The 11,117-nt window shown below is 58.0% G+C and carries 11 protein-coding genes; all 11 read left to right on the forward strand.

Translation table 11 applies throughout. The features are described 5' to 3' along the window. The first annotated feature begins 5 nt into the window (after window positions 1–5). The 11 genes from atpB to glmS all read left to right on the forward strand — a co-directional run bounded on the left by atpB (window position 6) and on the right by glmS (window position 11,015). Window positions 6–875 (forward strand): F0F1 ATP synthase subunit A, encoded by an 870-nt coding sequence (atpB, locus tag FFI16_RS26800; RefSeq protein WP_017135123.1) that lies wholly within the window; start codon window positions 6–8, stop codon window positions 873–875. A gap of 133 nt (window positions 876–1,008) precedes the next feature. After that, window positions 1,009–1,266, forward strand: a complete 258-nt coding sequence (gene atpE, locus FFI16_RS26805; protein ID WP_002555987.1) for a F0F1 ATP synthase subunit C — start codon at window positions 1,009–1,011, stop codon at window positions 1,264–1,266. Window positions 1,267–1,322: 56 nt separating this feature from the next. Then, window positions 1,323–1,793, forward strand: coding sequence for a F0F1 ATP synthase subunit B (locus FFI16_RS26810; RefSeq protein ID WP_083355998.1), 471 nt, complete (start codon window positions 1,323–1,325; stop codon window positions 1,791–1,793). A gap of 12 nt (window positions 1,794–1,805) precedes the next feature. Further along, window positions 1,806–2,342 carry a F0F1 ATP synthase subunit delta gene (locus tag FFI16_RS26815; RefSeq protein ID WP_017135121.1) on the forward strand — a complete coding sequence of 179 codons (537 nt, stop codon included), beginning with the start codon at window positions 1,806–1,808 and terminating at the stop codon, window positions 2,340–2,342. 21 nt (window positions 2,343–2,363) lie between these two features. After that, entirely contained in the window at window positions 2,364–3,908 is a 1,545-nt protein-coding gene (gene atpA, locus FFI16_RS26820) for a F0F1 ATP synthase subunit alpha (protein ID WP_056860941.1), read from the forward strand. A 50-nt stretch (window positions 3,909–3,958) separates the two neighbouring features. Continuing rightward, on the forward strand, window positions 3,959–4,819 hold the full coding sequence (gene atpG / locus FFI16_RS26825) for a F0F1 ATP synthase subunit gamma (protein WP_010207685.1): 861 nt from the start codon (window positions 3,959–3,961) through the stop codon (window positions 4,817–4,819). 27 nt (window positions 4,820–4,846) lie between these two features. Next, window positions 4,847–6,226: a F0F1 ATP synthase subunit beta gene (gene atpD / locus FFI16_RS26830; protein ID WP_056860940.1), complete on the forward strand. Its 1,380-nt coding sequence runs from the start codon at window positions 4,847–4,849 to the stop codon at window positions 6,224–6,226. Window positions 6,227–6,270: 44 nt separating this feature from the next. Then, the gene (locus FFI16_RS26835) at window positions 6,271–6,687 is read left to right on the forward strand and encodes a F0F1 ATP synthase subunit epsilon (RefSeq protein WP_017135117.1); all 417 of its coding nucleotides are present in this window, start codon (window positions 6,271–6,273) and stop codon (window positions 6,685–6,687) included. A 123-nt stretch (window positions 6,688–6,810) separates the two neighbouring features. Continuing rightward, entirely contained in the window at window positions 6,811–8,172 is a 1,362-nt protein-coding gene (gene glmU / locus FFI16_RS26840) for a bifunctional UDP-N-acetylglucosamine diphosphorylase/glucosamine-1-phosphate N-acetyltransferase GlmU (protein WP_138813206.1), read from the forward strand. Between the two features lie 232 nt (window positions 8,173–8,404). After that, window positions 8,405–9,172, forward strand: a complete 768-nt coding sequence (locus FFI16_RS26845; protein ID WP_138813207.1) for a DeoR/GlpR family DNA-binding transcription regulator — start codon at window positions 8,405–8,407, stop codon at window positions 9,170–9,172. Window positions 9,173–9,182: 10 nt separating this feature from the next. Continuing rightward, a complete protein-coding gene (glmS, locus tag FFI16_RS26850; protein WP_138813208.1) occupies window positions 9,183–11,015 on the forward strand; it encodes a glutamine--fructose-6-phosphate transaminase (isomerizing) in 1,833 nt (610 codons plus the stop codon). The last annotated feature ends 102 nt before the right edge of the window (window positions 11,016–11,117 follow it).

Genomic DNA, 11,117 nt, shown 5'->3' on the forward strand with positions numbered 1-11,117 from the left:
CAACCATGGCAGAAACAACCGCTTCGGGCTATATCCAGCACCACTTGCAGAACCTGACCTTCGGTCAGCTTCCCAACGGCGGCTGGGGCTTTGCCCACACCGCAGCAGAAGCCAAAGAAATGGGTTTCTGGGCTTTCCACCTGGATACTCTGGGCTGGTCGGTCGCATTGGGTCTGATTTTCGTCCTGATTTTCCGCATGGCGGCAAAAAAGGCGACTTCCGGTCAGCCAGGTGCTTTGCAGAATTTCGTTGAAGTATTGGTCGAATTCGTCGATGGCAGCGTGAAAGACAGCTTCCATGGCCGTAGCCCGGTGATCGCACCGCTGGCACTGACCATCTTCGTCTGGGTGTTCCTGATGAACGCCGTCGACCTGATCCCGGTCGACTGGATTCCTCAGCTCGCCATGGCGATCAGCGGCGACCCGCACATTCCATTCCGTGCCGTATCGACCACTGACCCTAACGCTACCCTGGGCATGGCCCTGTCGGTATTCGCGTTGATCATTTTCTACAGCATCAAGATCAAGGGCATCGGCGGCTTCATCGGCGAACTGACCCTGCACCCGTTCGGCAGCAAGAACATTTTCGTTCAAGCCCTGCTGATCCCGGTGAACTTCCTGCTGGAATTCGTCACCCTGATCGCCAAGCCGATCTCCCTGGCTCTGCGACTGTTCGGCAACATGTATGCCGGCGAGCTGGTGTTCATTCTGATCGCTGTGATGTTCGGCAGTGGTCTGCTCTGGCTTAGCGGCCTGGGCATTGTTCTGCAGTGGGCGTGGGCTGTGTTCCACATCCTGATCATCACCCTGCAGGCCTTCATCTTCATGATGCTGACCATCGTCTACCTGTCGATGGCGCACGAAGAGAACCATTAAGACCAGTCTCGACTAGTCTGATGTCCTTCCCGGTGAAACGGGAAGGTGGCCCACCAGGGCTATGAAACGATTTGTTTTACCGCTTTAAAATCTAAAAAACCTAAACCATACGACGTAAAAGTCGGGAGGAAAGATGGAAACTGTAGTTGGTCTAACCGCTATCGCTGTTGCACTGTTGATCGGCCTGGGCGCCCTGGGTACTGCCATTGGTTTCGGCCTGCTGGGCGGCAAGTTCCTGGAAGGCGCAGCGCGTCAGCCAGAAATGGTTCCAATGCTGCAAGTTAAAATGTTCATCGTTGCCGGTCTGCTCGACGCCGTGACCATGATCGGTGTTGGTATCGCTCTGTTCTTCACCTTCGCGAACCCCTTCGTTGGTCAACTCGCCGGTTAATCACTCGTTTTTTCGAGTGATTGGTGTGTTGTGCAACGAACGAGCGAGGTATTGGCGTGAACATTAATGCAACCATTATTGGTCAGTCCTTAGCGTTCTTGATTTTTGTCGTTTTCTGCATGAAGTTCGTATGGCCTCCGGTCATCGCAGCTTTGCACGAACGTCAGAAGAAGATCGCGGATGGACTGGACGCTGCCACCCGTGCAGCTCGCGACCTGGAGTTGGCCCAAGAGAAAGCGGGCCATCAACTGCGCGATGCTAAGGCACAGGCAGCTGAAATCATTGAGCAAGCCAAGAAACGCGGTAATCAGATTGTTGAAGAGGCTGTTGAAAAAGCCCGTATCGACGCTGACCGTGTGAAGGTTCAGGCTCAGGCCGAGATCGAGCAGGAATTGAACGGTGTCAAAGATGCGCTGCGTGCCCAACTGGGTGCTCTGGCCGTCGGCGGTGCTGAGAAGATCCTGGGTGCCACAATCGATCAAAACGCGCACGCGGAGCTGGTTAACAAACTGGCTGCTGAAATCTAAGCGAGGGCGATCATGGCAGAATTGACCACGTTGGCCCGACCTTACGCTAAGGCAGCCTTCGAGCACGCCCAGGCCCACCAGCAGCTGGCCTCTTGGTCAGCCATGCTCGGCCTGGCTGCAGCAGTGTCGCAAGACGACACCATGCAGCGCGTGCTCAAGGCCCCGCGACTGACGAGCGCAGACAAGGCCGCCACTTTTATTGAAGTGTGCGGCGACAAGTTTGATGTGAAGGTACAGAACTTCATTCACGTCGTTGCCGAGAACGACCGTCTCCCGCTTTTGCCGGAGATCGCCGCTCTGTTCGACCTGTACAAGGCCGAAGAAGAGAAATCGGTAGACGTTGAAGTGACCAGTGCTTTTGCATTGAACCAAGAACAGCAAGACAAACTCGCCAAGGTTCTCAGTGCACGACTCAATCGGGAAGTGCGCCTGCAAGCTTCGGAGGACGCATCCCTGATTGGTGGTGTTGTTATCCGTGCCGGCGACCTGGTTATCGATGGCTCGATTCGCGGCAAAATCGCGAAACTTGCCGAAGCATTGAAATCTTGAGTTTGAAGGGGCAGCAGAGCAATGCAGCAACTCAATCCTTCCGAAATAAGTGAAATTATCAAGGGCCGCATCGACAAGCTCGATGTGACCTCCCAAGCCCGTAACGAAGGCACTGTCGTCAGCGTATCTGACGGCATTGTGCGGATTCACGGTCTGGCCGACGTAATGTACGGCGAGATGATCGAGTTTCCGGGCGGCGTCTACGGTATGGCCCTCAACCTGGAGCAAGACTCCGTAGGTGCCGTTGTATTGGGCGCTTACCAGTCTCTTGCTGAAGGCATGAGCGCCAAGTGCACAGGCCGCATCCTGGAAGTTCCGGTTGGTAAGGAACTGCTGGGTCGCGTAGTCGACGCACTGGGTAACCCTGTTGACGGTAAAGGTCCACTGGGCAACACCGAGACCGACGCGGTCGAGAAAGTTGCTCCAGGCGTGATCTGGCGTAAGTCGGTAGACCAGCCTGTACAGACTGGCTACAAGGCTGTCGACGCCATGATCCCAGTCGGCCGTGGCCAGCGTGAGCTGATCATCGGTGACCGTCAGATCGGTAAAACCGCTCTGGCGATCGACGCGATCATCAACCAGAAAGACAGCGGCATTTTCTGCGTCTACGTAGCCATTGGTCAGAAGCAATCGACCATCGCCAACGTGGTTCGCAAGCTGGAAGAGAACGGCGCCCTGGCCAACACGATCATCGTGGCTGCCAGTGCTTCGGAATCTCCTGCGCTGCAGTTCCTGGCACCGTACTCCGGTTGCACCATGGGTGAATTCTTCCGCGACCGCGGTGAAGACGCGCTGATCGTTTATGACGATCTGTCCAAGCAAGCAGTGGCTTACCGCCAGATTTCCCTGCTGCTGCGCCGTCCACCAGGCCGTGAAGCTTACCCAGGCGACGTGTTCTATCTCCACTCCCGTCTGCTGGAGCGCGCATCCCGCGTTTCGGAAGAATACGTAGAGAAGTTCACCAACGGCGCAGTAACCGGCAAAACCGGTTCCCTGACCGCACTGCCGATCATCGAAACCCAGGCTGGCGACGTTTCCGCGTTCGTTCCGACCAACGTGATTTCCATCACCGACGGTCAGATCTTCCTGGAATCGGCCATGTTCAACTCCGGGATCCGTCCTGCTGTGAACGCCGGTGTTTCGGTATCCCGTGTGGGTGGTGCCGCTCAGACCAAGATCATCAAGAAGCTCTCCGGTGGTATCCGTACCGCTCTGGCTCAGTACCGTGAACTGGCGGCATTCGCCCAGTTCGCTTCTGACCTGGACGAAGCGACCCGTAAGCAACTTGAGCATGGTCAGCGCGTTACCGAGCTGATGAAGCAGAAGCAATACGCCCCAATGTCGATCGCTGACATGGCGTTGTCGCTGTATGCCGCTGAGCGTGGGTTCCTGACTGACGTCGAAATCACCAAGGTCGGCAGCTTCGAACAAGCGCTGATTGCTTACTTCAACCGCGATCACGCCGACTTGTTGGCCAAGATCAACGTGAAGGGTGACTTCAATGACGAAATCGACGCTGGCATGAAAGCCGGTATCGAGAAGTTCAAGGCCACCCAAACCTGGTAAGCCGCAGCGGGGGCCGCAAGGCTCCCGCTTGCTAACCTGATAGGTGTTACATGGCAGGCGCAAAAGAGATTCGCAGTAAGATTGCGAGCATCAAAAGCACGCAAAAGATTACCAGCGCCATGGAAAAAGTGGCGGTCAGCAAAATGCGCAAGGCACAAATGCGCATGGCTGCTAGCCGTCCTTATGCGGAGCGTATCCGCCAGGTAATTGGGCATTTGGCTAACGCCAACCCGGAATACCGCCACCCGTTCATGATCGACCGCGAAGTTAAGCGTGTGGGTTATGTGGTAGTGAGCAGTGACCGTGGTTTGTGCGGTGGTCTGAATACCAACCTGTTCAAGGCCCTGGTCAAGGACATGGCGGTAAACCGCGAAAAGGGCGTCGAGATCGATCTGTGTGTTGTTGGTAGCAAGGGTGCGGCCTTTTTCCGTAACTTCGGCGGTAACGTCGTTGCAGCTATCAGCCACCTGGGTGAAGAGCCGTCGATCAATGATTTGATCGGCAGTGTGAAGGTGATGCTGGATGCGTACCTGGAAGGCCGGATTGACCGCCTGTCCGTGGTATCCAACAAGTTCATCAACACCATGACCCAGCAGCCAACCGTGGAGCAATTGATTCCACTGGTGGCGACTCCGGATCAGGAACTCAAGCACCACTGGGACTACCTCTACGAACCAGACGCCAAAGAGCTGCTTGACGGCTTGATGGTGCGCTACGTGGAGTCGCAGGTGTACCAGGCGGTGGTCGAGAACAACGCAGCTGAACAAGCGGCGCGGATGATCGCGATGAAAAACGCTACCGATAACGCCGGTGATCTGATCAGCGATTTGCAGCTGATCTACAACAAGGCGCGTCAGGCTGCGATCACCCAAGAGATCTCGGAAATCGTCGGCGGCGCTGCCGCGGTTTAACGGTTCAAATATTCAGAGGATCCAGCTATGAGTAGCGGACGTATCGTTCAAATCATCGGCGCCGTTATCGACGTGGAATTTCCACGCGACAGCGTACCGAGCATCTACAACGCTTTGAAAGTACAAAGCGATGCCGGCACCACTCTGGAAGTTCAGCAGCAGCTGGGCGACGGCGTGGTACGGACCATTGCAATGGGTTCCACCGAAGGCCTGAAACGTGGTCTGGGTGTGCTTGACACTGGCGCTGCCATCTCCGTACCGGTCGGTAAAGCGACCCTGGGCCGGATCATGGACGTACTGGGCAACCCGATTGACGAAGCTGGCCCGATCGACACCGAAGAGCGCTGGGGCATTCACCGTCCAGCACCTTCGTTCGCTGAACAAGCTGGCGGCAACGATCTGCTCGAAACCGGTATCAAGGTTATCGACTTGGTTTGCCCGTTCGCCAAAGGCGGTAAAGTCGGTCTGTTCGGTGGTGCCGGTGTAGGCAAAACCGTAAACATGATGGAACTGATCCGTAACATCGCCATCGAGCACAGCGGTTATTCCGTGTTCGCCGGTGTGGGTGAGCGTACTCGTGAGGGTAACGACTTCTACCACGAGATGAAGGACTCCAACGTTCTGGACAAAGTGGCACTGGTTTACGGTCAGATGAACGAGCCGCCGGGTAACCGTCTGCGCGTAGCACTGACTGGCCTGACCATGGCCGAGAAGTTCCGTGACGAAGGTAACGACGTTCTGCTGTTCGTCGACAACATCTACCGTTACACCTTGGCCGGTACTGAAGTATCCGCACTGCTGGGCCGTATGCCTTCTGCAGTAGGTTACCAGCCGACCCTGGCTGAAGAGATGGGCGTTCTGCAAGAACGTATCACTTCGACCAAAGAAGGTTCGATCACCTCGATCCAAGCGGTATACGTACCTGCGGATGACTTGACTGACCCGTCGCCTGCGACCACCTTCGCCCACTTGGACGCCACCGTCGTTCTGTCCCGTGACATCGCTTCCCTGGGTATCTACCCAGCGGTCGATCCACTCGACTCGACTTCGCGCCAGCTGGACCCGAACGTGATCGGCCAGGAGCACTACGACACCGCTCGCGGCGTTCAGTACGTGCTGCAGCGTTACAAAGAACTGAAGGACATCATTGCGATCCTGGGTATGGACGAGCTGTCGGAAGCCGACAAGCAGTTGGTAAACCGTGCTCGTAAGATCCAGCGTTTCTTGTCGCAGCCGTTCTTCGTGGCTGAAGTCTTCACCGGTGCTTCGGGTAAATACGTTTCCCTGAAAGACACCATTGCTGGCTTCAAAGGCATCCTCAACGGTGACTACGACCACCTGCCAGAACAAGCGTTCTACATGGTCGGCGGCATCGAAGAAGCGATCGAGAAAGCCAAGAAACTGTAATCTCGGCGCCCGGAAACGGGCGCTCATCAGGTTGAGGCAATCAGATGGCTATGACAGTCCATTGCGATATCGTCAGCGCGGAAGGGGAAATTTTCTCCGGTCTGGTAGAAATGGTGATTGCACACGGCGATCTGGGTGATCTTGGTATCGCCATGGGTCACGCACCGTTGATCACCAGCTTGAAGCCAGGTCCGATCACTCTGACCAAGCAAGGCGGGGAACGTGAGGTGTTTTACATCTCCGGCGGTTTCCTCGAGGTTCAGCCGAACATGGTCAAGGTACTTGCCGACACCGTGCAACGTGCTGGCGACCTGGATGAAGCCTCCGCTCAGGAAGCCGTCAAGGCTGCCGAGAAGGCCCTGAACGAAAAGGGTGCGGACTTCGACTACAGCGCTGCTGCTGTACGTCTGGCCGAGGCTGCAGCTCAGCTGCGCACGCTCCAGCAGATCCGCAAGAAGTAAGCGGCCCAGCCGCAATGCTTCAAGCGCGATTGATTAAAAAGGGTAGCCTCGGCTACCCTTTTTCTTTTTCAGCAAAACACTTCTCAGGTCTGAAGTCGGACCGCCCAGGATTGGTAGCCATTCATGTCTCTTGAAATCGTCATTCTCGCCGCAGGCCAGGGCACCCGCATGCGTTCGGCCCTGCCCAAGGTGCTGCACCCGGTCGCGGGCAATTCCATGCTTGGCCATGTTATCCACAGCGCCCGACAACTGGCCCCCCAGCGAATTCACGTGGTGATCGGCCATGGCGCCGACGTGGTGCGTGAACGCCTGGCGGCGGATGATTTGAATTTCGTGTTACAGGACAAACAACTGGGCACTGGCCACGCGACGGCGCAGGCCGTACCGTTCATCAGCGCCGACACCGTGCTGATCCTCTATGGCGACGTACCGCTGATTGAAGTCGAGACCCTGCAACGCCTGCTCAAGCACGTAGTACCTGGCCAAATGGGCCTGCTCACCGTTGAGCTGGATGACCCTACCGGCTACGGCCGCATCGTGCGCGATACCAACGGCAAGGTCGCGGCTATCGTCGAGCACAAAGACGCCAGCGAAGCCCAACGTGCGATTACCGAAGGCAACACTGGCATTCTCGCTGTGCCGGCCAACAAGCTGGCTGACTGGATGAGCCGTTTGTCCAACAACAATGCCCAGGGCGAGTATTACCTCACCGACGTCATCGAGATGGCGGTATGTGACGGCCTGCTGGTTGCCACCGAGCAGCCCCACGACCCGATGGAAGTGCAGGGCGCCAACGACCGCAAGCAGCTTGCCGAGCTGGAGCGTCACTACCAACTGCGTGAAGGCCGGCGCCTGATGGCCCAGGGCGTAACCCTGCGTGATCCGGCGCGCTTCGATGTGCGTGGCGAGGTCACGGTTGGCCGCGACGTGCTGATCGACATTAACGTGATCCTTGAAGGCCGCGTGATCATTGAAGACGACGTGGTGATTGGCCCGAACTGCGTGATCAAGGACAGCACCTTGCGCAAAGGTGTGGTGGTCAAGGCCAACAGCCATCTTGATGGCGCGGTGATGGGCGAGGGTAGCGATGCCGGTCCGTTTGCGCGCCTTCGTCCCGGCAGCGTGCTGGGTGCCCGCGCGCACGTCGGTAATTTCGTCGAACTTAAAAACGCAAAAATGGGCGACGACGCCAAGGCCGGTCACTTGGCCTACCTCGGCGATGCGGTGATCGGCGCGCGCAGCAACATCGGCGCCGGTGCCATCACCTGCAACTACGATGGCGCCAACAAGTACCAGACGACCATTGGTGAAGATGTGTTTATCGGCTCCAATAACTCGCTGATTGCGCCGGTCACTATCGGTGATGGCTCCAACACTGCGGCAGGTTCGACCATCAACCAGGATGTGGATAAGTCCCAACTGGCTGTGGCCCGCGCCCGCCAGCGCAACATCGACGGCTGGAAACGCCCGGTCAAAATCAAATAGACCTGAGTTATCCACAACCTCGAAATCAATACAGTTCAAATGTGGGAGCGGGCTTGCTCGCGAAAGCGTCGGGTAGGCACTGAAAAGGTGACTGACACACCGTATTCGCGAGCAAGCCCGCTCCTACATTTTGCTCAGTGTTGTGCAAAAAAATTTTCGATCTGCTTGACGATTTCCTACCAATAGGTTTTGATTGCCTTCGTTATCTTTCGAAACGAAACTTATCATCACCATGTCGAAACGAAATACACCCCAACGGCGCCACAACATTCTGACCCTGCTCAATGAACAGGGCGAAGTCAGCGTGGACGAATTGGCCAAGCGTTTCGAAACCTCGGAAGTGACCATCCGCAAGGACCTCGCCGCCCTCGAAAGCAATGGCCTGCTGCTGCGCCGCTATGGTGGCGCGATCACCATGCCCCAGGAACTGGTCGGCGACGCTGCCCAGCCCATCTCGGCCTACAAGCGCGCCATCGCCCGTGCGGCCGTGATGCGGCTGCGTGAACACGCGCGCATCATCATCGACAGTGGCAGCACCACCGCCGCCATGATTCCCCAGTTGGGCCCGCAGCCCGGCCTGGTGGTGATGACCAACTCCCTGCACGTGGCCCGCGCCTTGAGCGAGCTGGAACATGAGCCGGTGCTGTTGATGACCGGCGGCACCTGGGACCCGCATTCGGATTCATTCCAGGGCCAGGTCGCCGAACAAGTGCTGCGTTCCTACGATTTTGATCAGTTGTTTATCGGCGCCGATGGCATCGATCTGGAACGTGGTACCACCACCTTCAACGAACTGCTGGGCCTGAGCCGTGTAATGGCCGACGTCGCCCGTGAAGTGGTGGTGATGGTCGAATCCGACAAGATCGGCCGCAAGATCCCCAATCTGGAGCTGCCCTGGAGCAGCGTCCATACCCTTATTACCGATGATCGCCTGCCGCTTGAGGCCCGCGACCAGATCCAAGCCCGCGGCATTACGCTGATATGCGCGGCAATCATCTAGGAGATACACCATGTGTGGAATTGTAGGCGCAGTCGCTGAACGCAACGTCACCGCCATCCTGCTTGAAGGCCTCAAGCGTCTGGAATACCGCGGCTATGACAGCGCCGGTGTAGCCGTATTTACCAACGCCGGCAAGCTCGAGCGCATGCGTCGCCCAGGCAAAGTCAGCGAGCTGGAACAAGCTTTGCTCGGCGAGCCGCTGGTGGGTCGTCTGGGTATCGCCCACACGCGCTGGGCCACCCACGGTGCGCCGTGCGAACGTAACGCCCACCCGCATTTCTCCGGCGACCTGGCCGTGGTGCACAACGGCATCATCGAAAACCACGAAGTGCTGCGCGAACAGCTTAAAGGCTTGGGCTACGTGTTCACCTCGGACACCGACACTGAAGTCATCGCTCACCTGCTCAACCACAAGCTCAAGGACCTTGGCGACCTGACCGTCGCCCTCAAGGCCACCGTCAAGGAACTGCACGGCGCCTACGGCCTGGCCGTGGTCTGCGCCAGCCAACCCGACCGCGTAGTGGCTGCGCGCAGTGGTAGCCCGTTGGTAATCGGCCTGGGCCTGGGCGAAAACTTCCTCGCCTCCGACCAACTGGCGCTGCGCCAGGTCACTGACCGCTTCATGTACCTGGAAGAAGGCGACATCGCCGACATTCGCCGTGAAAGCGTGCAGATCTGGGACGTCAACGGCGTGCCGGTCGAGCGCGAAGCCGTGCAATACCGTGATGGTGCCGAGGCCGCTGATAAAGGCGAATTCCGCCACTTCATGCTCAAGGAAATCCACGAGCAACCGTCCGTGGTGCAACGCACCCTCGAAGGCCGCCTGAGCCAGAACCAAGTACTGGTCAACGCCTTCGGCCCACAAGCCGCCGAACTGTTCGCCAAAGTGCGCAATGTGCAGATCGTCGCCTGCGGCACCAGCTACCACGCCGGTATGGTTGCGCGTTACTGGCTCGAAGAACTGGCCGGTATCCCGTGCCAGGTCGAAGTCGCCAGCGAGTTCCGCTATCGCAAGGTGGTGGTGCAGCCCGACACCCTGTTCGTGACCATCTCCCAGTCCGGCGAAACGGCCGACACCCTGGCCGCGCTGCGTAACGCTAAAGAACTCGGCTTCCTCGGCAGTCTGGCGATCTGCAACGTCAGCATCAGCTCGCTGGTGCGCGAGTCCGACCTGACCCTGCTGACCCAGGCCGGTCGCGAAATCGGCGTGGCGTCCACCAAAGCCTTTACCACCCAACTCGTTGGCCTGTTGCTGCTGACCCTGTCCCTGGGCCAAGTGCGCGGCACCCTCGCCGAAGGCGTCGAAGCGACATTGGTCGAAGAACTGCGCCGCCTGCCGACCCGCCTGGGCGAAGCCCTGGCCATGGACAGCACCGTGGAAAAAGTCGCTGAACTGTTCGCCGACAAGAACCACACCCTGTTCCTCGGCCGTGGCGCGCAATACCCGGTGGCGATGGAAGGCTCACTCAAGCTCAAGGAAATCTCGTACATCCACGCTGAAGCCTACCCGGCCGGCGAGCTCAAACACGGCCCATTGGCCCTGGTGGATGACGACATGCCGGTGGTCACCGTCGCGCCGAACAACGAACTGCTGGAAAAGCTCAAATCCAACTTGCAGGAAGTACGCGCGCGGGGCGGCCAGTTGATCGTGTTTGCCGATGAAAAAGCCGGCATGACCAACGGCGAAGGCACTCATGTCATCAACATGCCGCACATCCACGACACCCTGTCGCCGATCCTCTACACCATCCCGCTGCAGCTGCTGTCGTATTACGTTGCTGTGCTCAAGGGCACTGACGTTGACCAGCCGCGTAACCTGGCGAAGTCGGTGACGGTGGAGTAAGCGCTGCTGGCGCTATTTCGAGTACTTACCAAGGCGGTCGGATTCGTTTGGGAGCGCAGGTCGGCCCGCCGAGCCCCCCATGCTCCCTGCCCCATTGATGTG

This window comes from Pseudomonas sp. KBS0710 (assembly GCF_005938045.2).
GTDB lineage: Bacteria > Pseudomonadota > Gammaproteobacteria > Pseudomonadales > Pseudomonadaceae > Aquipseudomonas.

Excerpts from the sequence above, each read along its gene's own strand:
- atpB (WP_017135123.1), top strand. The coding sequence starts at position 6 with ATGGCAGAAACAACCGCTTCGGGCTATATCCAGCACCACTTGCAGAAC.
- FFI16_RS26845 (WP_138813207.1), top strand. The coding sequence starts at position 8,405 with ATGTCGAAACGAAATACACCCCAACGGCGCCACAACATTCTGACCCTG.
- atpG (WP_010207685.1), top strand. The coding sequence starts at position 3,959 with ATGGCAGGCGCAAAAGAGATTCGCAGTAAGATTGCGAGCATCAAAAGC.
- FFI16_RS26815 (WP_017135121.1), top strand. The coding sequence starts at position 1,806 with ATGGCAGAATTGACCACGTTGGCCCGACCTTACGCTAAGGCAGCCTTC.
- atpA (WP_056860941.1), top strand. The coding sequence starts at position 2,364 with ATGCAGCAACTCAATCCTTCCGAAATAAGTGAAATTATCAAGGGCCGC.
- atpD (WP_056860940.1), top strand. The coding sequence starts at position 4,847 with ATGAGTAGCGGACGTATCGTTCAAATCATCGGCGCCGTTATCGACGTG.
- atpE (WP_002555987.1), top strand. The coding sequence starts at position 1,009 with ATGGAAACTGTAGTTGGTCTAACCGCTATCGCTGTTGCACTGTTGATC.
- glmU (WP_138813206.1), top strand. The coding sequence starts at position 6,811 with ATGTCTCTTGAAATCGTCATTCTCGCCGCAGGCCAGGGCACCCGCATG.
- FFI16_RS26835 (WP_017135117.1), top strand. The coding sequence starts at position 6,271 with ATGGCTATGACAGTCCATTGCGATATCGTCAGCGCGGAAGGGGAAATT.
- glmS (WP_138813208.1), top strand. The coding sequence starts at position 9,183 with ATGTGTGGAATTGTAGGCGCAGTCGCTGAACGCAACGTCACCGCCATC.